Here is a 19,865-nt window from a genome sequence, read left to right as displayed (position 1 = left end):
GTCACGCAGCCCTACTCGCCGGTGGCACCATCCACGAGTTCGCGCGCCACGTCCAAGTGGCCCGCGTGCCGTGCGTACTCCTCCAGCACGTGGAAGAGGATCCAGTTCAGCGTCGGCCGGTCGTCGGTCCCGAAACGACCGCCGGCCGGCGCAACCTCCGCCGGGTCCGCGCCGCTCACGACCTGTCGGGTGAACTCGCCGCCGGCGTGCAGCTGCGCCAGCAGGCTCTCGAGCGTCTCGCCCGGCTCGAGCGTCCAGCGACCTCCCGGGTCATCGGCCGAGTCGCCCCATGGATGATCGACCTGCTCGGCCGTGAAGCCCCACCGCAGCCAGCGCCGTTCCATGAAGACCAGGTGCTTCAGCAGCTCCAGCGGCGCCCACCCCGACGGCAGCCGGCTGCTCCGCAGGTCGGTGTCGCTCAGCCCGGTCAGCTTCGCCTCGATGATGCCGCGATAGCGGTCGAGGTACCGCAGATGCAGCTCGAGCGTGTCGGCGATCTTCTGCTCGGGCTTCACGACAGCGCTCGCAGGTACTCGGCGGTCGTCTCGTCCGCGGGGTAGAACGACTCGATCATCAGCTCCGAGACCGTGACGTCGAGCGGGGTGCCGAAGGTCGCGATGGTCGTCAGCAAGGACAACTCCTGTCCGTCGTGCGTGAGTTCGAACGGTACGACGACGTCCGCCGGACCGGGTGGCGCCGGCTTGTCGTGGACGGCGTACTCGCGGAGTTCGTCGTACAGGTCCTGGAGGTCGGGATCCGCGGTGGCAGCGACCTGGCGCTGCAGGCTTGCGAGTGCGGACGCGCGGACGTCGGCGAGGTTGCGGATCCGGCGCACCAGCCCGTCCGGGTGCAAGGTCAGGCGAAGCGCGTTGATCGGTGCCTGCAGCAACTTCTCGTCGACGCCGGCGGTGAAGATCGCGATCCCGGCGTTCGACTCGACGATGTTCCACCAGCGGTCGACGACCAGTGCGGGGTACGGCTCGTGGGCCTTCAGCAGGCGGCGCAGCGTCGTACGGATCGCGAGCATGGACGGCGAATGCAGCGACGCCTCGCTGTAGATCGGCGCGAAACCACCGGCCAGCAGCAGCTGGTTGCGGTCCCGCAGGGGTACGTCGAGTTGCTCGGCCAGCCGTAGCACCATCTCGCGACTGGGCCTCGACCGCCCGGTCTCGACGAAACTCACGTGCCGCGTCGACACCTCGACCCGGTTCGCGAGCTCGAGCTGACTGAGCCGCCGGCGCTCCCGCCAGCCGCGAAGGAGCTCACCCACCGGGCGCTGGAACGTCTCCTCGATCGTTGCTGCCATGGTCCGACCGTAGCGGGCGGCATAGACAACGCCATTACCTCCGACGTCATCGACGGTCTGCGGTCCGCGGCGGCAAGGTTCTGGTCATCCGAACCGAACGAGGAGGAAACACCATGAACGCCACCGCACTCGCCGACCAGTACTTCGCGCTGTGGAACGCCACCGACGCCGACCGCCGGGCCGAGCTGATCGCGGAGAACTGGACCGCGGACGCGACCTTCCAGGACCCGAGCTTCGAGACCACCGGCCCCGACGAGCTGAACAAGCTGGTCGGCGCCGCACAGCAGATGTTCCCGGGGCTGTCGTTCGTCCGGGTCGGCGACATCGACGAGCACCACGGCTACCTGCGCTGGACCTGGCATCTGCAGGCCGAGGGACAGGAGCCGGTCGCCGGCGGCACCGACATCGTCGTCCTCGACGCCGACGGCAAGATCCAGCAGCTGATCGGGTTCCACGACTTCGCGCCGGAGCACTGATCGCCGACTACCTGCTGGAGGGGAAGCTGCCGGCGGGCGGATGCTAAATCGGTGGAGGATCCTCGGCGGCCGTGCGCAGGATGGACGCATGCTCACCGCCGACGAGCTGGACGTCTTCGAGCGCGACGGGATCGTGAAGATCCCGGCCGCGTTCTCGCCCGACGATGCCGCGCGGATGCGGGACGTGCTGTGGAACGAACTGTCCGCGCGGCACGGGATGGATCGCGCCGATCGTTCGACCTGGGACCCGTTGCGCCCGACCGGTCTGAAGACCACCAAGTCCAGTCGTGCGGCCCTCGCGATCCTCGGTCCACAGGTGCGCTCGGCGCTCGACCAGTTGCTCGGCGAGTGGACCGAGCCGAAGCATGCGGGGCAGGTGCTGGTCACCATGCCGGAGGGCGTGCCGTGGTCGGTACCGCATCGGCAGTGGCACACCGACGTCGGCTTCGAGAGCCCGACGGAGGCGGTGAAGATCTGGGCGTTGTTCGGCGACTTGGAGCCGGGCGGCGGCGGGACACCGCAGGTCGCGGGCTCGCACCGGATCATCGAGCGGTACCTGAGCACGACGGACGAGCGCGAGTTCAAGGCGGTCCGCGATCAGGTCCTGCGATCCGATCCGTGGTTCCGCAACCTCACCTCGGAGGAACGCGCGGTGGACCCGATGGCGCCGGCCGAGCTCGACGGCCTGCCGGTCCGCGTCGTCGAACTCACCGGTCAGGCCGGCGACGTGTACCTGACCCACCCGTGGATACTGCACTCGATCGCCCCGAACGCCGCCGGCGCCCCGCGCATGATGCGCAGCCGCTTCATCTGGAAAGCGCGCTGACCAGCCGGGCGCACCGCACCGGATCCTCGGTCAGGCCGACCGACAGTCCCCACAACCAGTAGTCGACGGTCCGCCAGATCACCCAGTCACGCGCGCGATCCCGGTCCAGTCCGGCTTCGCTGACCGTGCTGTCGAAGTACCGGACGATGTCCGTCATCTCGTCGAGCCGCGTCCACAGCACGCGGCCGAGGTCGAACTCGATGTCGCCGCGGTACAGCACCGGATCCACGGTCAGCCAGTCCTCCCGCGTCCCCGCGAGCACCTGGTCGGAGTGGAAGTCACCGTTGACTGCGAACGTCGAGCTGGTCCGCGCGAGCGCCGGCGCGACGTCGAGCGCCTCGCGCAGGACGGCACTCGGGAACGGATGTCCCAACCGGCTCCACTGCGGCTCCAGCTCGGCCGACCGCCTCGCCACGATCTCGGCGGTCGACAAGGCGTCGTCCGGCCCCGGTACGGCGAGCCGTCGCATCAGCCGCCCGAGTACGGCGACTGCCTCGTACACCGGTCTGGTCGTCAACGGTGTGGACAACCGCTCCAGCAGCATCGCGCCCGCCTCGACGTCGGCGTCGTACAAGAGGGCCATGCCCCGACCTGCCCACCACCGCAGCGCCCGGGACTGCTCGGCCACCTCGGCTCCGGGCGGCGACATCCGCAGGACGAACTCGTCACCGCCCCGCCTGACCGGTACGACGACCGCGTTCGACCCGTGTGCGACCGCTCCCACGATCTCCAGCTGCCACCGTGCGCACTGCCGATCGACCGCCTCCGGCAGGTCCCGCAGCCAGTCGGCGCCCTCGGTCCACCACCGCGGCATCCGCAGGAACTCGTCCGGCAACTCGATCATCACCGGACACTAGCGGGGCAACCCGGGGCACCGCTCCCAATTTTCATCTGCCCTCCCGGCGGCGGGATCGAGGACCATGATGTGGGGATGGGCGCGTCGGGCGGTCCTGGGATCGAACTCGAGCTGGCCTCCGTCGACCGGATCCCGTATCCGGCGGAGAGCTTCGACGTGGTGTCCACGCAGGTCTTCGAGTACGTCGAGGACGTGGCCGGAGCGCTGCTCGAGGTACGACGGGTGCCCCGGACACTGGCCGACGTACTGGTGAAGACCGGTTTCACGCCGACGCACCAGCAGGTGGTGCCGATCCTCAACACCGGCTACGACCAGCGGACGTACAGCGGCGGCCTGATCGACATCGTGTCGGACTTCGTGCCTGGTCACGGCGACGTGACGGCGGACGAGGCGCGGGACTGGGCGGACGATCTGCGCGGTCTCGGCGACAGCTATTTCTTCAGCTTGAACAGATACCTGTTCGTCGCTTCCGCGCTGTGAACGATCGTGCCTCGGCGGGTGCGTCCTGGGAGAGACACACCCGCCGGGCCGGTTGTTCTCCCGCCCCTCAGTGGGAGAACTCGCGGCTCGGTGAACACCACCCATGCCCGAATGGCACTGACCGAACCGCGGGACCACCTACAGGTACCCCACATCGCGGTTCCGCACACACCCCGGCACGCGGAACCGGCGGAAAACTTCACGTTCCTCAAACCTTCACGGGTAGTTCCTGACCCAGCAGCGGCTTACGCTGGTCGGCGATTTTCGTGCACCCGGGGTCGGTGCGCGGACGCCCAGGGGGAAGGAACCGGAAGTGTTCGACGACGAATTGACCGAGGAGCAGCTGGACGAGCTGGAGGCGCTCGGCGCGGCCGAGGACGCCGAGCGGATCCTCGGCGCCGAGGGCGGCGAGAAAGATGCCTGAGGCAAGGATCAGCTGGCGCGGGTTCGCCATGAACCAGCGCACCGTGGCGATGGTCGAAGCCGCGGAGCAGGTGTACCGCTCGAAGTTCGCGATCCTGCAGGGGTCGTACAACGCCGGCGGTGTGGGTGCCTCGGCCGGTACCCACGACGGCGGCGGCGCGGTCGACGTCGACGTACGGACGAAGAGTGCCGCGCAGCGGGTCGCCGTGGTGAAGGCGCTGCGCCAGGTCGGATTCGCCGCGTGGCTGCGGACGCCGGCCCAGGGCAACTGGCCGTACCACGTGCACGCGATCGCGATCGGCGACAAGGACCTGTCCCGCGGAGCCGCGCATCAGGTGGCGGAGTACCGCCGGAAGCGGAACGGGCTGGCCGACCGTGGCGCGGACGACGGCCCGCCGGGGTACTACGGGATGACCTGGGAGCTGTACGTGAAGGCGCACCCGCCGAAGGAGCCGGTGCCGGACTCGACGATCTCGCTGGCCGCGATGGAGTACGCGCGGACGCACGACGCGATGACGGGTGCGTGGGGTGCGGACCGGGCCCGGGTGATCGCCTGGGCGGCGCACCCGCGGGTCGGCGCGATCACGAAGGCCGAGATCGTGCCGGCGGCGGGCGTGCCGTGGCATCTGCACTTCCAGCGGGTGATCCGGAAGGTGCAGCTGCACTTCAAGCTCGAGGTGACCGGGATCTTCAACAACTCCGTGGCCGCCGTGATGAAGCGCTACGGCTACAAGATCGTCGCCTGACACCCTCGTCGAGGAATGGACAAGGCCCCACCGGTAGCAGCCGGTGGGGCCTTGGTGGTCCACTACCGCCCGGGCATCCCCGGTGCAGCTGTGGAGGTGGAGAGCGGAACCGACGCCGATGCAGGGGTCAAGACGTCAGCTCCGCTTGCCTGTGTGGAGTTATCTCGGATCCACCGCCAGGACCTGGGCGTGGTGGAACGCGAGGTGCTGCCGCATCGCCGCCGGAGTACCGCCGGGGTCGCCGAGGCCGAGGTGGTTCATGGCCGGTACGACGACCGCGCGGACATCTGACCGCTTCACCTCGTCGAGGAGGGCGTGGAACGCTGCCGATTCGGCCGCGTCGCGCTCGGTGTAGACGGTCCCGAGGGTGAACCCCTCGGCGCTGGCGAAGGCGGCGAGTGAATCCGTCGCCGCGGCCAGCTCCTCCGCGCAGCTCAGCGCGTCGGCCCGTACGTACCCGAGCAGCGTCGGCCGGGTGGTCATCGCTCTGCGTCCACCAGCACCGGCTCGCTCGTCACCCGGAGGGAGGCGAAGCGCCGGCGCATGGCTTCCTCGTACTGCACTGCCTGCTCCGCGTCGGCGGTGTGGTCCGCGATCGGGTGAGCGCCGAACCAGACCCGCACCCGACGGTGCGCTGCGGGGGTTTCGAGCGTCTCGGTCATCGCGATTCCTTCGGCAGTGTCGGTCGTACCCCGGACGGCTTTGTCCGGCGTTGAGATAAAGAACACCTCACCTGACCTGTCCTTCGGAACACTTTGGAAGGGACCTTTACAGAGGCCTAACGCAGAGTAGGGAAACCCTACGAACCCGCAGGTCAACGCGCCGTCCGGCGTGTCGCCGGGAGCCGTGAATCGCTGTCAAGAATAGTTGCAGCTATTTGCAGATAACGATTCGGCGACGCCGGTATTCGGCGGACAAAGAAATGTATGGCGTCCTGCTAACCCTTTGCGTCCACGCGCTCACGCACCGGAAATGCGACCAGTATCCCGAGCGTGGCTGCAACGAGCGGTACCAGGAGCCCGTTCCGGAAGGCGTCGGTCGTCAACTCGCCGGCGCCGGACAGTACGGCGGCAACCGCCGCGAGGCCGAGCGCTGATCCGAACTGGAACGAGGTCGTCAGTACGCCGCTCGCCAGGCCCTGCTCGTCCTCGGCCACCCGATCGGTCGCGGCGATCGTCAGCGGCCCGTAGGTCAACGCGAACGCCAGTCCCAGCAGGAGGAATGCGGGCAACATGGCGGGATAGGCCCAGTCCACGTCGAGCGGCAGGAAGGCGGCATAGGCGATCCCGGCGAGCACGAATCCGCCGAACACCACGCGGGCGTTGCCGAAACGGGTCACCAGCCACGGCGTGAGCGTTGGCGCCAGGATCGCGTCGATTCCGATCACCATCAGGGCGAGGCCGGTCTCGAGTTCGGACCAGCCGCGCAGTTCCTGCAGGTACAGCACGGCGACGAACTGGAATCCGACGAACGAGCCGACGAGCAGGATCGCACCGGTGTTCGCGCGGATCAGGGCCGCGTTCCGCAGCAGGCCGAGGCGGATCAACGGTGCGGAGGTGCGCCGCTCGATCGTCACGAAGATCACCAGCAGCAGGAGGCCGGCGGCAGCAGTCACCGCCGTCTGCCCGGCCGGGACGTCCGGCGCGCGGACCACAGTTGCTACCAGCAACAACATTGCGCCGGTCAGGGTGAGGGCGCCGGGGATGTCGAATCCACCTCGGGCGGCAGGTCGCTCGGTGTCGCGCGGGATGAGTACCAGTGCGCCGGCCAGGATGACCGCCGAGACGATCACCGGTGCGAAGAACACCCATCGCCAGTCGATCGCGGTGAGCAGTCCACCGGTGACCATACCCAGCGAGAACCCTCCGGCCGCGGTCCCGGCGTACACCAGCAACGCCTTGGTGCGCTGCGGTCCCTCCGGGTACGTCGTCGTGATGATGGACAGCCCTGCCGGGGTCAGGAACGCGGCGGCCACGCCGGTGACGAACCGGGCCAGAATCAGGATCCAGCCTTCGGTGGCGAAGCCGCCGAGGCCGCTGAACAGCAGGAACACGACGAGCCAGCCGACGAACATCCGGCGCCGGCCGAGCAGGTCCGCCGCGCGGCCGCCGAGCAGGACGAAGCCGCCGTAGCTCAGCGCGTACGCGCTGACGATCCACTGCAACTCGCCGGTGGTCAGGCCCAGGTCGGCCCGGATCGAGGGCAGGGCGACGCCCATCATCGAGACGTCGATGCCCTCCAGGAAGATCGCGCCGCAGAGGACGAACAGAACGGCCCAGGCGCGGCCGGTCAGCCGCTCCGGGGTGACGGTTGATGACACGTGAGACTTCCTCTCATGGTTACCTCTTGTAACTGACCCCATCATCAGGAACCATGAGGAGTTGTGGAAGAAGGCACTTCAAAGGAACCGAGTCACTCCTGCTGCACCGAGGAAGCGTTCCAGTGGGACACCCGGGAGGACTGCGAGGTCCGCCAGATCCTGGACCGGATCGGCGACAAGTGGTCCTTGCTGGTCATCGCGCTGCTGGACAACCAGTGCATGCGGTTCACCGAGCTGAAGAAGACGATCGACGGCATCAGTCAGCGGATGCTCACGGTGACCCTGCGCCAGCTGGAGCGCGACGGCCTGATCAGCCGGACCGTCCATCCGGTCGTGCCGCCGCGCGTCGACTACGAACTCACCCCGCTCGGCGTCACGCTGCACGCGACGATCCAGTCGCTCGTCACCTGGACGGAGACGCATCAGACGGAGATCGCCGCCGCGCGGGCCAGGTACGACGCGGTCAGCTCGGGGTCCGCGTGAAGCTCGCCGGATGACGCGGTACGACGAGCAGCGTGAGGCCCGCGGCGCAGACCGCGAGTCCCGCGATGACGTTGAGCGTCAGCGGCAGGTCGAGGACGAGGGTTGCCGCGGGAGCTGCGAGCGCGCCGATCAGCAGGGCGAGTGAGTCGGCGGCGAAGAAGATCGCGCCCACGCTCGCCAGCGCCTCCGACGGCGCCGTGCGTTGGATCGTCGTCTCGGCCGTGATGAGCAGGACGCTGCCGGGGAGTCCGATCAGCACCGCGGCGACGACGGCGACTGGGACGTTCGGGGCGTTGAAGAGTCCGAAGAACGCTGCGGCGGTGGCGAGTTGGGTGACGGCGAGGAGATCGCGGGTTCCGAGGAGGCGGGCGGCTTTCGTGCTCAGGGCGGCGCCGATGAGGTACCCGGCGCCGAGGCCGGAGATCAGGTAGCCGACGACGTACCCGGGAGCGTCCAGGCGGTTGACGGTGAACGGTACGAGGAGTGCGGTCAGGCCGGCGTTCGCGGTGAGGAAGACCGTCTGCCCGATGAGGATGCCGCGCAGGGCCCGGTGTCGGACTGCGGCGCGGAGACCAACGAGTGGCCGCGGCGGTTCGGTCGTGGTGTGCCGACGGAGGTGGACCGTCGCGATGATTGCCGCTGACAACAAGTAGCTGGCGATGTCGACGGCGAGGACGAAGGTGATGCCGGGGCCGGCCAGCAGAAGTGCGCCCAATGGCGGCGCGGCGAGGCGGATCGCGCTGCTGGTGACGGCGTTGATCGCGTTCGCGGTGGCGAGCTCGTCGCCGGTGCCGACGACGCTCGGCAGGAGGGCGCGGGAGGCGGGGCGGAAGACTGTGGTCGCGGTGTTCTCGAGCAGGATCGCGAGGTAGATCAGCCAGAGGTGGTCGCGGTCGGCGAACAGGATCAGCCCGACCGCCGCCGCGCTGACGAGGTCCGCGATCCACATCGCCCGGGCCAGGTTCCAGCGGTCCAGCAGGACGCCGGCCCACGGCCCGATCAGCAGCGCGGGGAGGGCCTCCAGAGCGAGCGTGAGCCCGGTCGCGACCGCTGAGCCGGTCAGCGCGAACACGTGGAACGGGATCGCGACCACCAGCAGCCAGGATCCGATCCCGGACACCGCGCCACTGAGCCACAGCCGCCGGAAGTCTCGGTTCCTCACACGCGGAATCTATCCTGATGAAATAGACAACGGCAAATGTGTTCTGTGAAGATAGATCGTCATGGAGCTCGGTGAGGTACTGCGGGAACGCCGGAAGGCGACCGGACGGACGATCGCGTCGGTGGCTGTCGACGCCGGCCTGTCGGTGCCCTACATCGCGAACCTGGAGAACGGGCGGGGCAACCCGACGATCGCGGCCCTCGACCGGCTCGCGACGGCGCTCGGCGCACGTCTCGAAGTACGCATCGGCGAGGAAGAACCGCCGCCGGCTTCTGCCGCCGCGGAGTTGCTGGCGACCTCCGACCGCGCCGAACGCGTCATCGGCACCCTCGCCACCGGCGGCCGCACCCGAGCTGCCATCCGTCGCGACCTGATCGCCACTGTGGATTCCCTCGCTGTCGTCCTCGGTCGCCCTGTGGCGCCTGCCGACCTGAACCGCCTGCTCGACCTCCTCCAACTCGGGTTGCCCGCATAACGGCTCGCGCGTCGAGAGTTGCGCCGCGTAGGGTCCGCGGCATGGAGATCGGGGCGCGGATCGCGCGGGCGCAGGTGGAAGGGCTGGCGCGGTCGCGGCGGCAGATCGTGGCGGAACCGCTGGTGGGCATGCTGCACGACCGCGACGACTGGTACCTGTCGACGATGGTCGCCGCCGAACCGGGCCGCGCGTTCATACCGGATGAAGTCCCGCCGTCCCTCGCGATCATCCGCCAGGCGTTCGCCGCCGAAGGGCGGTGGCTGAGTGCCGAGCTCGTCGACGAGGCGAACCCCGGTCTGGCCGAGGCGCTCGCGGCCAACGGAATGACGATCGTGTCCCGCCTGCCGTTGCTCGTGGTCGAGCCGGACGACTTGCTCATGCCTGAGCTGCCCGAGGGCGTGACGGTGAAGGTCGTGGCATCCGACGACGACCAGAAGGCCGTCAACGCGGTGTCGGCGGAGGCGTACGAGATGGACGGCGCCGGGTTCGACTTCAAGCCCAACCCCGTCGACGGCGGAGCGGTCCTGGTGTACGCCGACGACGTACCGGTGGCGACCGCTGCGTGGACCGCGGTGGCCGACGCGGTGTCCGAGGTCGCGGGGGTCGGGACGCTCCACAGTCATCGGCGGCGCGGGTACGGCGGAATCGCGACGGCGTACGCGACGCTGAAGGCATTCGAGCTGGGCGGGGCCACGCTCGCCTGGCTGACACCGGGCGACGACGGAGCAGACCGGGTCTACCGGCGCCTCGGCTACGCCCCCAAGGCAACCGCGGTCCACCTCGGCGACCCCGGCGGCCACCTGACCGACCTGCGCTGACCCTGCCGTACCTCTGGCCCAGGGTTAGGTGGGTTGGAGGAGGCGGGTGAGGGTGGTGTGGAGGGTCTTGTTGGCGGTTCTGGGGGTGAGGCGGCCGTCGGCTGCGGACTCGCCGGCCGCGTGGCCGAGGGCGATCAGGGCGGTGACCAGCCAGGGGGCGGGGAGGGCGCGGGTGATCTCGCCGCTGCGTTGACCGCGGCGGATCAGGGGTTCGAGGCGGTCTGTCACGGGGTCGTGGCGTGCGTCCTGGGTGGCGGTCGGCTGGACGTGCAGCAGCAGCGGATGCCGCTCGAACATCTGCCACGCCACGTCGACGAGACGTAGCGCGTTGTCGAGTGCAGGTCCTTGATCCAGGTCCAGCGCGTCGATCGCCGCCACCGTCTCGGCGGTGAGTTCGTCGAGGATCGCGTTCAGCAGCGCGTCGCGGGACGAGAAGTGGGCGTACACGGTCTGCCGGGTGACGTGGGCCGCCTCGGCGATCCGTTCCAGGCTCGCGTCGGGCCGGTCGTCCAGCAGGGCGATCGCAGCGGCCAGGATCGCCGTACGGCTGCGGTCCGCGTCTGCCCGGCGCCGTCGGCGTACCGGCTTGTTCTCTGACACCTTGTCAAGGTTAGCGGTCCGGCTTATCTTTGACGGCATGTCAGATTTAAGTGCGCGGGAGTTCGTCGCGAACTTCTTCGAGTCGTTCACCCGGGAGGTCGTCGCGGGCGGTGACGCCGCGGCGGTCGTGGACCGGTACTACACACCCGACATCGAGCAGGTCGCCGACGGGGTCACCCTCGACCGGCAGCGGCTGATCGACCACCTCCGCCCGGTCCGGAAGAACGTGATCTCCTGCGCGTACGACGTCCACGAGGCGATCCGCACCGCCGACCGGGTGGCCGCGCGGTTCACGATCCATGCGGAGACGCGGCGCGGGCGGACGATCTCGACCGAGGTCTACCTGTTCGGCGAACTGGCGCCGGACGGGCGCATCCGCCGTACGACGCAGGCGACGCGCGACGTGAGCGCGTCATGACCACGTTCCAGGTCCGCGGGATGACCTGCGCGCACTGCGCCGGCTTCGTCACCGAGGAACTCGAGAGCCTGCCCGGCGTCGAGTCGGTCGCCGTGGACCTCCCGACCGGCAACGTCACCCTGACCGCCGACCGTCCGATCCGGCCGGCCGAGATCCGGAACGCGGTGGAAGCCGCCGGCTACGAACTCGCCGAGACCTGATCCACCGCAAGACGCCCGCAGCTCGGAAGGAACTGCGGGCGTCGCGAAGCCCGGCTCGGCGGATCGTGTCAGCGGACCGTGTGAGCGGACTGGATCAGCGGACGGTGTGAGCGGACTGGGTCGGCCGAACGGCGTCGGCGGAATCGTCAGCGGACGGTGAAGCCTGCCTTGCGGAAGGCGTCGGCGAGGGAGGTTTCGTCCATCGGGGTCTCGGTCTGGTTGCCGCGGCCGCCCGCGCCGCGGTTCCCGCCGCGACCGCCCTGACTGCCCTGCCCACCTTGACCGCCTTGACCGCCTTGGCCTCCGCCTTGGCCGCGGCCCTGACCGCCTGGTCCACGCCCGCCTTGCCCGCCCGGACCGCGACCTGACCCGCCCTGCCCCGGACGCTGCCCACCGCGCTGGCCGCCCTGACCGCGCGCCTGGCCACCGCGACCGCCCTGGCCGCCGGAGCCGACCTCGTCGTCCAGCCGGAGCGTCAGCGAGATCCGGTTGCGCGGGATGTCGACCTCGAGCACCTTCACCATCACGATGTCGCCCGGCTTGACCACCTCGCGCGGGTCCTTGACGAAGTTCTTCGACAGCGCGGACACGTGCGCCAGACCGTCCTGGTGCACACCGATGTCAATGAACGCACCGAACGCCGCGACGTTCGTGACCTGACCTTCCAGCTTCATCCCCGGCTTCAGGTCCGCGATCTTGTCCACCCCGTCGGCGAACACCGCGGTCTTGAACGCCGGCCGCGGGTCCCGGCCCGGCTTCTCCAGCTCGGCCAGGATGTCGGTGACGGTCGGCAGACCGAACATGTCGTCGACGAAGTCCGCCGCCTTCAGCCGCTTCAGCTCGGCCGACCCGATCAGCGACTTCACGTCGGAGCCGGTCGCGTCGAGGATCCGCCGTACGACGGGGTAGGCCTCGGGGTGCACACTCGACGCGTCCAGCGGGTCGTCGCCGTCGGGGATCCGGAGGAAACCGGCCGCCTGCTCGAACGCCTTCGGGCCGAGGCGAGCGACCTCGCGCAGCGCCGTCCGCGACGTGAACGGGCCGTGGACGTCGCGGTGCTGCACGATGTTGTCCGCCAGGCCGGGCGTGATGCCGGAGACCCGGGTGAGCAGCGGCGCGGACGCCGTGTTCAGGTCGACGCCGACCGCGTTGACGCAGTCCTCGACGACCGCGTCGAGCGAACGGGACAGCGAGTTCTCCGGGAGGTCGTGCTGGTACTGGCCGACGCCGATCGACTTCGGGTCGATCTTCACCAGCTCGGCCAGCGGGTCCTGCAGGCGGCGCGCGATCGAGACCGCGCCACGCAGCGAGACGTCCATCCCGGGCAGCTCCTGCGACGCGAACGCCGACGCGGAGTACACCGACGCGCCGGCCTCGGACACGACCGCCTTGGTGAGCTTGAGCTCCGGGTGCTTGGCGATCAGCTCCCCGGCCAGCTTGTCGGTCTCGCGGGACGCCGTACCGTTGCCGATGGCAATCAGCTCGACGTTGTGCGCGGCCGCCAGCGCGGCCAGCGTGGCGATCGACTTGTCCCACTGGTTCTGCGGGACGTGCGGGTAGATGACGCCGGTATTGACGACCTTGCCGGTCGCGTCCACGACCGCGACCTTCACGCCGGTCCGGAAGCCCGGGTCGAGGCCCATCGTCGCCCGGGTGCCGGCCGGGGCGGCGAGCAGCAGGTCGCGCAGGTTGGCCGCGAACACCCGGATCGCCTCGTCCTCGGCGACCTGCCGCAGCCGCATCCGCAGGTCGATGCCGAGGTGCACCAGGATCTTCGTCCGCCAGGCCCAGCGAACCGTCTCGACCAGCCACTTGTCGGCCGGGCGGCCGAGATTCTCCACGCCGACCTTGCGGGCGATGGTCGTCTCGTACTCCGTCGGTCCGTCCGCCTCCACGCCCGCGGGCAGCGGCTCGACGGTGAGCTGCAGCACGTCCTCCTTCTCGCCGCGGAACAGCGCGAGGATCCGGTGCGACGGCATCTTCGTGAACGGCTCGTCGAAGTCGAAGTAGTCCGAGAACTTCGCGCCGTCGGTCTCCTTGCCCTCGCGGACGGTAGACGCCAGCCGCCCCTGCTCCCAGAGCCGCTCGCGCAGCTCGCCGATCAGGTCGGCGTCCTCGGCGAACCGCTCGACGAGAATCGCGCGGGCGCCGTCGAGGGCGGCCTGCGGGTCGGGTACTTCGGCGTTCACGAACACCGCGGCGGCGGCGATCGGCTCGACGTCCGGGTCCGCCATCAGACCGTCGGCGAGCGGCTCGAGGCCGTTCTCGCGGGCGATCATCGCCTTGGTACGGCGCTTCGGCTTGAACGGGAGGTAGATGTCCTCGAGGCGCGACTTCGTGTCGGCCGCCAGGATCGAGGCCTTCAGCGCGTCGTCGAGCTTGCCCTGGCTCGCGATCGACTCGAGCACGGTCTGGCGGCGCTCCTCCAACTCACGGAGGTACCGCAACCGCTCCTCGATCGTGCGCAGCTGGGCGTCGTCCAGCATGCCGGTGACCTCTTTGCGGTACCGCGCGATGAACGGGACCGTCGAGCCCTCGTCCAGCAGCGCCACCGCTGCCCGCACTTGGTTCTCACCGACTTCCAGCTCCTCGGCGATCCGCTGCTCGATCGACTGCACCACCACGTCCGTTCCCCTCTACGCCCGACAACCACCGAGCATTCTGCCCCGGCCAGGCCCCATATCCTTCCCCATCCCACCCCCCACCCCGAAACCCGTCCCACCCCCGCCTGTGGACAACGTGCCGAGCTCCCCGCGGCCGGGTCGGCGCGGGGAGCTCGGGGTGACGGGTCAGGCGGCCTCGGGAACGACGTCCGACTCGCCGGACTCGACCTCGGCCTGCTGCTTCGCCGGGCGCATGACCGTGACGGCGATGGCGACCGCGGCGGCGACGATCGCCGCGGCGATCGCGAAGGACAGGTGGTAGCCGTCGGTCAGGGCGTCCAGGGCGGGCTTGGTGTCGGCGACCGCGGCGGTGCGGGTCGCGGCGAGGGTGGCCAGGACGGCCAGGCCCAGGGCCGCGCCGACCTGACCCATGGTGCCGATCAGGCCGGACGCCAGACCGGCGTCCTCGGGCTTCACGTCCGACATCGACAGGCCCATCAGCGCCGGGAAGCAGACGCCGCCGCCCAGACCCAGCAGCACCAGGACCGGCAGGACGTGGACGACGTAGTTGCCGCCGACCGGGGCCTGCGTGAACAGCGCCAGTCCGACCACGATCAGCGACAGGCCGGCGATGAGCGGGCGCCGCGGGCCGAAGCGCATCACGAGCTTGTCGGAGTACCTCACCGACAGCAGCCCCATCACCGCGGTGGTCGGGAGGAAGGCCAGTCCGATCTCCAGAGCGTCGTACCCGAGCACCCGCTGCAGGTACAGCGAGCCGAGGAAGAAGATGCCGAACATCCCGGACGCCGCCAGTGCCTGGATCAGGTTCGCACCGGTCAGTGTGCGGGAGCGGAAGATCCGCAGCGGAACCAGCGGGGTCGCGGCGGTCGCCTCACGAGCGATGAAGCCGGCGAGGAGTACCAGCGTCACAGCAGCCAGCACCAGCGTCTGCGGTGCGGTCCAACCCAGCTCGGCTGCCGGCTCCACGATGGTGAACACGCCGACCATCAGCGCCGCGGTGATCAGCACAGCACCCGGTACGTCGGTGCCGCGGCCGAGCCCCAGGCCCTTGTCCTTCTCGATCAGCTTCACGGCCAGTGCGATCGTCGCCGCGCCGATGGGCAGGTTCACGAAGAAGATCCAGTGCCAGTTGATGGCCTGCGTCAGGACGCCGCCGGCCAGCAGGCCGATCGACCCACCGGCCGACGCGACGAACGCGTACATGCCGATCGCCTTGGCCTGCTCCCGCGGCTCGGGGAACAGCGTCACGATCATGCCCAGGATCACGGCGGAGGTCAGCGCGCCGCCCACGCCCTGGATGAAGCGTGCGATGACCAGCACCTCCTGCGAGCCGGCCAGGCCGCACAGCACCGAGGCGGCGGTGAAGACGACCAATCCGGCGGTGAAGACGTTCCGCCGGCCGAGGAGGTCGCCGAGGCGGCCCGCCAGCAGCAGGAGGCCGCCGAACGCGATCATGTACGCGTTCACCACCCAGGCGAGCGAGGAGTTGGTGAAGCCAAGGTCGTCCTGGATGGCCGGCAGCGCCACGTTCACCACGGTCACGTCGAGCACGATCATCAACATGCCCGCGCAGAGGGTGTAGAGGGCCAGCCAGCGCGAGCGGCCGCCCTGCGCGGCCGGCGTCGTCGCCAGGGTCTCGGTCGTCGCGTACATTCTGGTTCTCCTTGCAGTCCGTCGTAGTGGCCTTACACCTCTACGTCGAACCGGGAGGCCTCAGATTGACACATCTTCAGAAGTTTTTTCGCGACGGGGCCGAGCGAGCGTGTAGGCCGTGAGCGCCGGGACCAGTCCGCTGCCGACAAGGAACAGTGTCGGCACCTGTGACGCCAGCGCGAACCAGGTGAGCAGCACGACGACACCACCGGCCACCGGGAGGGGCCGCCGCAACAGGAACAGGTTGGCGGACCGGAACAGCGTCTTCATCGTGGCCGTCTCCGGCGCGTCCGGCAGGATCGCCAGGCCGCTGAGATAGAGCCCGAGGATCAGTCCGGTGAGCGGGATCAGTACCGCGAGCGCGAAGATCCGCGCCGGTCCGTCGGCGTACGCCCAGAAGGAAATGCCGAACGCGAGCATCAGGCCACCGGTCCACAGCCCGAACCCGGGCAGCCAGAACCGCTTCATCGCCCACCGGAACTCGCGGAAGAACCGCCGCATCAGCTTCGGCCTGTCCTGGCTGATCGCGTCCGGCACCACGCGCTGCATCGCGAACGCGGCCGGGAAGATCGTCAGGATTCCCAGGCTGATCACCACGAACACCAGTTGCAGCATCAGCAGGTCGCCGACGACCGACAGCTTCGTCAGGACGGTGTTCGTCCGGCCGGTCTTCTCCTCCACCGGTCGCCTCCTCGTTCCGTACGGGCGGGCCCTGATCGTATGATCACGAACAATCACGAGAAGACCAGGGGGCCGCATGCTTGCACAGGAGCGCCACGAGCTGATCCTGCGCAGCCTGCGCCGGCACGGCCGGCTCCGGGTGGCCGACCTGGTCGCCGAGCTGGGCGTCTCCGCGATCACAGTACGCCGGGACCTGGCCGAACTGGACTCCGCCGGCCTGCTCCGCCGGGTGCACGGCGGCGCGATCGGGGCCGCCGCGGCCGATCAGGCGAGCCACGGCAGCCGCCTGACGATCGGCATCGTCGTACCGAGCGCGGCGTCGTACTACTCCGACGTGATCCGCGGCGCCGAGGCGATGGCCGACCGGTACGGCGCCCGCCTGGTGCTCGGCGTCTCCGGGTACGACGTGACCACGGAGCGCGAGCGGCTGGACAAGGTCCTCGGCATCGGCGTCGCCGGGTTGCTGATCAGTACCGCGCTCGGCGATGGCGACGCGGACCGGTTCGACTCGCGGCTGGACGACATCGACGTACCGGTCGTGCTGATGGAGCGGGCGTTCGGCTTCCCGCAGATGGCGCGCGAGTACGACCACGTCCGCACCGACCACGCGTACGGCGCGATGCTGGCGCTACGGCACTTCGTGGCGCTCGGGCACCGCCGGATCGCTGTCAACCTGCAGGCGACCGTCACGGCGTACTGGCTGCGCCGCGGCATCGAGACCGCGGCGAAGGCGCTCGGCGTCGAGGTGTTCCTGTCGCCCGTCGACCTCCCGATGCGCGGCGACGACCCGGGCGCGGTCGGCCAGCTGGACGCGTTCCTGGCCGAGTGCGAGTCCTTCGGCAGTCGCGCGGTCCTGGTGCACTCCGACGAACACGGCGCCAGCCTGGTCGAACGCGCGATGGAGCTGGGCCTCCGCGTCCCCGAGGACCTCGCCGTGATCGCCTACAACGACGTCACCGCCTCCCTCGCCGTCGTCCCTCTCACCGCCGTCTGCCCACCCCGCCGAGCCCTCGGCGAAACCGCCTGCGACCTCCTCCTCCGCAAACTCCAGTTCCCCGACACCCCCGTCCAGCACCTGAGCCTCCTCCCCACCCTCAAAATCCGAACCTCCTGCGGCGCCCCCGACAGGTAAATTCAGAGGACTGCACCGCACCCCAGGAGACGCGAGATGGAGTACGCCGAGTTCGAGGCCGAGTACAAGCGGGTGTCAGAGGTGATCCTCAACGGCCGCGGAGGCCGGGACCTGACAGCGGATGTCGCGCGGCTTCGTGTGCTGGCTGCCCAGATCGACGACGAGGACGACCGAGAAGACGCGCTCCTGGAAGTCTCAGGAATCGAGTATGTTCTCGCCCAGGGTCCTGGTGAACCGCCGACGGAGAACATCCTGCAAGCCCGCAAGGCATACGCCGAAGCCGACCGCAACGACGGTACGCCGGCCGAACGCCTCGCCCGCGCCGAGCAAGGCATCCAGGCTCTGATGCGCATCCAGAACGCCACTCCGGACGAGAAGGCCGCGATCGGATCCATGGAGCACACGCTCCGGATGCTGGCAGGTGCCCTGCGGCTCGTCGCAGCAGACCATCTTGCCCAAACCGCGGAGTAGCCGACGAAGGGGTGGGCACATCCTGCGGCACGCTCACCCACCGGCTCCGGCCCACCTGAACGGGTAGGTTCACAGGTTCGACCAACTGTTGGAGACGGGGACATGAACTACGACGACTTCGACGCGGAGTACCGGCGGGTTCTGGGTATCGCGGACGAGTTGCCCACGGACGCGCTCGCCCGCGAGATCGAGCGTTTGCGCGTTCTGGCCGGCGGCCTGGCCGATGTCGCCGATCGCCGGAGAGCCGGCAACGGCATCGCCATGCTCGATGACATCCTCGGGTACGACGAACAGCCGGCGGCCTCGCCTGCGATGGCGGAGGCAGAGCGCGCACACGCACTCGCCAGTGCGGATGGCGGCACCGACGAGGAGCGCATTGCCCGCGCGGAGGCAGGCATGGCCGAAATCTCGCGAATCGCCCAGACGGCCGATCCCTCGGAGCGAACCGCGATCCTCGCTCTGAACGAGTCTCTTTACATGCTGATCCTGGCCTTGCGTCCCGACGCCTGATGAAGGTCACCAGCTATCGGGAGTTGATGGATCAGCAGGCGCGGGCTGCTGTCCGGATCTCCGGGGCGCACCATTCCTCCTGGGACGGCCAGCTGGCCGAGACCGACCCGAAGCGGGACGTCAACGGTGTCGCGCGCTGGGACCACACGATCGAGTACAACCGAGCGCGGGTCGTCGAACCGCTCGAGGAAATGTTCCAGAATGCACGGCACTACAGCCAGGACCCGAAAACTCTTCAGAGCTATCGCGAGGCGCTGAAGACAGTCCTGCACGAGAACACGCACATGCTCGCCGGGGAGGGCACCCAGCATGCGCAGGCTCAGCAGGCTTTCGCGAACAAGCCCGGCGTCAAACAGGTCGAAGAAAGTTTCACCGAGCTCTACAGCCAGCAGCAACTGAACGCGTACATCGATGATCTGGGCCTCGAAGAGATCGCTCCGGGTATCAAGCAAGCCGATGCCGCCATGGCGTACAAGCGGTACGTGCCCGCGGCCGAGACTCTGGCCAACTCGATTGCGCGCAACTCTCAGGGCGGCCTGACCAGTGACGAGGTCGTCCGCCGGATGGCGATCGTCACGGCCGATCAGAAGTTTCGGGCTGCCGCTGAGATGATCTACGACAACAGCGATCTACCCGGCTTGATGCCGCCCGAGCAGCGGGCTGAGGCAGTGCGGCGGATCGAGGCCGCGATGGGTCCGGAGTTCGCGAAGCTCGAGAACGTCAAGTCCTCGGATGACGCCATAAGACGGCGTCAGTCTGCCGTCATTGGTGGACGGACAGCGACCGCGGCGTACGACGTGGTCGAGGATCTTCGGCAGCAGTGGGGCATGCCGGGGCCCGAGCAGCAGGTGCGTCGTGGGGTCGGGGCAGATCGAGAGACGACGCAAGCCAACGAGCAGGCGAACGGGAACGGCGCTCATCAGGGCGTTGACGATCCCGGACAGCTGAGCGGCCCGGAGGAACCCGCAAGGCCGGACCTGCCGCCTGAGCTGGCGGCCGCCGCGCGGGTCGGCTTGGGTAACTCCGCGCCGCTGCAGTCTGCTACCCGGCTGGCTGCGGATCAGCAGGGATCCCGACGTACGACCGCGACAGGTCCGGCACAGCAGCGGCAGGGGCCTGAGACGCAACGTTGAGGGCTCATTGTGTCGGATGATCGATTGTGATCGTTCGAGCGGCGAGGTATTGACGAGGAAAGCCCTTTCCCA

At 69.1% G+C, this 19,865-nt stretch carries 24 protein-coding genes; 13 read left to right on the top strand and 11 right to left on the bottom strand.

Annotated elements, in window-relative coordinates:
- Positions 1–11: 11 nt before the first annotated feature.
- Positions 12–515: a mycothiol transferase gene (locus tag BJY22_RS03945; protein ID WP_167203797.1), complete on the bottom strand. Its 504-nt coding sequence runs from the start codon at positions 513–515 to the stop codon at positions 12–14.
- Positions 512–1,306: a helix-turn-helix domain-containing protein gene (locus BJY22_RS03940; protein WP_202890982.1), complete on the bottom strand. Its 795-nt coding sequence runs from the start codon at positions 1,304–1,306 to the stop codon at positions 512–514. Before BJY22_RS03940 ends, BJY22_RS03945 begins: the two co-directional genes overlap by 4 nt.
- Before the next feature lie 113 nt (positions 1,307–1,419).
- Between BJY22_RS03940 and BJY22_RS03935 the strand changes: the two genes are divergently transcribed.
- Positions 1,420–1,782, top strand: coding sequence for a nuclear transport factor 2 family protein (locus tag BJY22_RS03935; RefSeq protein ID WP_167203796.1), 363 nt, complete (start codon positions 1,420–1,422; stop codon positions 1,780–1,782).
- An 88-nt stretch (positions 1,783–1,870) separates the two neighbouring features.
- A complete protein-coding gene (locus BJY22_RS03930; RefSeq protein WP_167203795.1) occupies positions 1,871–2,608 on the top strand; it encodes a phytanoyl-CoA dioxygenase family protein in 738 nt (245 codons plus the stop codon).
- On the opposite strand, the gene BJY22_RS03925 is transcribed toward BJY22_RS03930, so the two are convergent.
- Positions 2,589–3,452 (bottom strand): aminoglycoside phosphotransferase family protein, encoded by an 864-nt coding sequence (locus BJY22_RS03925; protein ID WP_167203794.1) that lies wholly within the window; start codon positions 3,450–3,452, stop codon positions 2,589–2,591. The two genes, BJY22_RS03930 and BJY22_RS03925, sit on opposite strands and share 20 nt — an antisense overlap.
- A gap of 87 nt (positions 3,453–3,539) precedes the next feature.
- On the opposite strand from BJY22_RS03925, the gene BJY22_RS03920 reads away from it, so the two are divergent.
- Both BJY22_RS03920 and BJY22_RS03915 read left to right on the top strand, forming a co-directional pair.
- Positions 3,540–3,944 (top strand): methyltransferase domain-containing protein, encoded by a 405-nt coding sequence (locus tag BJY22_RS03920; RefSeq protein ID WP_167203793.1) that lies wholly within the window; start codon positions 3,540–3,542, stop codon positions 3,942–3,944.
- Between the two features lie 416 nt (positions 3,945–4,360).
- Positions 4,361–5,113 (top strand): hypothetical protein, encoded by a 753-nt coding sequence (locus BJY22_RS03915; protein ID WP_167203792.1) that lies wholly within the window; start codon positions 4,361–4,363, stop codon positions 5,111–5,113.
- Positions 5,114–5,272: 159 nt separating this feature from the next.
- Here BJY22_RS03915 and BJY22_RS03910 read toward each other — a convergent pair whose 3' ends face one another.
- From BJY22_RS03910 to BJY22_RS03900, 3 genes are all read right to left on the bottom strand, one after another.
- Positions 5,273–5,596 (bottom strand): hypothetical protein, encoded by a 324-nt coding sequence (locus tag BJY22_RS03910; RefSeq protein ID WP_167203791.1) that lies wholly within the window; start codon positions 5,594–5,596, stop codon positions 5,273–5,275.
- Positions 5,593–5,775 (bottom strand): hypothetical protein, encoded by a 183-nt coding sequence (locus BJY22_RS03905; RefSeq protein ID WP_167203790.1) that lies wholly within the window; start codon positions 5,773–5,775, stop codon positions 5,593–5,595. Before BJY22_RS03905 ends, BJY22_RS03910 begins: the two co-directional genes overlap by 4 nt.
- A 275-nt stretch (positions 5,776–6,050) precedes the next feature.
- Positions 6,051–7,433: an MFS transporter gene (locus BJY22_RS03900; protein ID WP_337758144.1), complete on the bottom strand. Its 1,383-nt coding sequence runs from the start codon at positions 7,431–7,433 to the stop codon at positions 6,051–6,053.
- A 63-nt stretch (positions 7,434–7,496) separates the two neighbouring features.
- On the opposite strand from BJY22_RS03900, the gene BJY22_RS03895 reads away from it, so the two are divergent.
- A complete protein-coding gene (locus tag BJY22_RS03895) occupies positions 7,497–7,916 on the top strand; it encodes a winged helix-turn-helix transcriptional regulator (protein WP_167203788.1) in 420 nt (139 codons plus the stop codon).
- On the opposite strand, the gene BJY22_RS03890 is transcribed toward BJY22_RS03895, so the two are convergent.
- Complete coding sequence (locus BJY22_RS03890; protein WP_167203787.1) at positions 7,897–9,078, bottom strand: MFS transporter; 1,182 nt, start codon at positions 9,076–9,078, stop codon at positions 7,897–7,899. The genes BJY22_RS03895 and BJY22_RS03890 overlap by 20 nt on opposite strands.
- Before the next feature lie 61 nt (positions 9,079–9,139).
- Between BJY22_RS03890 and BJY22_RS03885 the strand changes: the two genes are divergently transcribed.
- On the top strand, positions 9,140–9,553 hold the full coding sequence (locus BJY22_RS03885; RefSeq protein WP_167203786.1) for a helix-turn-helix domain-containing protein: 414 nt from the start codon (positions 9,140–9,142) through the stop codon (positions 9,551–9,553).
- Positions 9,554–9,594: 41 nt separating this feature from the next.
- Positions 9,595–10,371: a GNAT family N-acetyltransferase gene (locus BJY22_RS03880; protein ID WP_167203785.1), complete on the top strand. Its 777-nt coding sequence runs from the start codon at positions 9,595–9,597 to the stop codon at positions 10,369–10,371.
- A gap of 24 nt (positions 10,372–10,395) precedes the next feature.
- Here the strand turns inward: BJY22_RS03880 and BJY22_RS03875 are convergent, their stop codons facing one another.
- Entirely contained in the window at positions 10,396–10,971 is a 576-nt protein-coding gene (locus tag BJY22_RS03875; protein WP_337758140.1) for a TetR/AcrR family transcriptional regulator, read from the bottom strand.
- A 37-nt stretch (positions 10,972–11,008) separates the two neighbouring features.
- On the opposite strand from BJY22_RS03875, the gene BJY22_RS03870 reads away from it, so the two are divergent.
- Together BJY22_RS03870 and BJY22_RS03865 are read left to right on the top strand one after the other, a co-directional pair.
- Positions 11,009–11,389, top strand: coding sequence for a nuclear transport factor 2 family protein (locus BJY22_RS03870; RefSeq protein ID WP_167203783.1), 381 nt, complete (start codon positions 11,009–11,011; stop codon positions 11,387–11,389).
- Positions 11,386–11,589 (top strand): heavy-metal-associated domain-containing protein, encoded by a 204-nt coding sequence (locus BJY22_RS03865; RefSeq protein WP_167203782.1) that lies wholly within the window; start codon positions 11,386–11,388, stop codon positions 11,587–11,589. Before BJY22_RS03870 ends, BJY22_RS03865 begins: the two co-directional genes overlap by 4 nt.
- 146 nt (positions 11,590–11,735) lie before the next feature.
- Here BJY22_RS03865 and BJY22_RS03860 read toward each other — a convergent pair whose 3' ends face one another.
- The 3 genes from BJY22_RS03860 to BJY22_RS03850 form a co-directional block, all read right to left on the bottom strand.
- Entirely contained in the window at positions 11,736–14,213 is a 2,478-nt protein-coding gene (locus tag BJY22_RS03860) for a Tex family protein (protein ID WP_337758139.1), read from the bottom strand.
- Between the two features lie 165 nt (positions 14,214–14,378).
- The gene (locus BJY22_RS03855) at positions 14,379–15,866 is read right to left on the bottom strand and encodes a DHA2 family efflux MFS transporter permease subunit (protein ID WP_167203781.1); all 1,488 of its coding nucleotides are present in this window, start codon (positions 15,864–15,866) and stop codon (positions 14,379–14,381) included.
- A 60-nt stretch (positions 15,867–15,926) separates the two neighbouring features.
- On the bottom strand, positions 15,927–16,547 hold the full coding sequence (locus BJY22_RS03850; protein ID WP_167203780.1) for a DUF624 domain-containing protein: 621 nt from the start codon (positions 16,545–16,547) through the stop codon (positions 15,927–15,929).
- Between the two features lie 76 nt (positions 16,548–16,623).
- Here BJY22_RS03850 and BJY22_RS03845 point away from each other — a divergent pair, with 76 nt between their 5' ends.
- The 4 genes from BJY22_RS03845 (at position 16,624) to BJY22_RS03830 (ending at position 19,793) form a co-directional block, all read left to right on the top strand.
- Positions 16,624–17,679, top strand: a complete 1,056-nt coding sequence (locus BJY22_RS03845) for a LacI family DNA-binding transcriptional regulator (RefSeq protein WP_167203779.1) — start codon at positions 16,624–16,626, stop codon at positions 17,677–17,679.
- 36 nt (positions 17,680–17,715) lie between these two features.
- Positions 17,716–18,150, top strand: a complete 435-nt coding sequence (locus BJY22_RS03840; protein WP_167203778.1) for a hypothetical protein — start codon at positions 17,716–17,718, stop codon at positions 18,148–18,150.
- A gap of 102 nt (positions 18,151–18,252) precedes the next feature.
- A complete protein-coding gene (locus BJY22_RS03835; protein ID WP_167203777.1) occupies positions 18,253–18,660 on the top strand; it encodes a protein kinase family protein in 408 nt (135 codons plus the stop codon).
- Positions 18,660–19,793, top strand: a complete 1,134-nt coding sequence (locus BJY22_RS03830) for a hypothetical protein (protein ID WP_167203776.1) — start codon at positions 18,660–18,662, stop codon at positions 19,791–19,793. The genes BJY22_RS03835 and BJY22_RS03830 overlap by 1 nt, the downstream gene beginning before the upstream one ends.
- The last annotated feature ends 72 nt before the right edge of the window (positions 19,794–19,865 follow it).

Origin of the sequence: Kribbella shirazensis, from assembly GCF_011761605.1 — a bacterium.
Lineage (GTDB): Bacteria > Actinomycetota > Actinomycetes > Propionibacteriales > Kribbellaceae > Kribbella > Kribbella shirazensis.
This window is presented reverse-complemented; position numbering and strand designations above follow the sequence as displayed.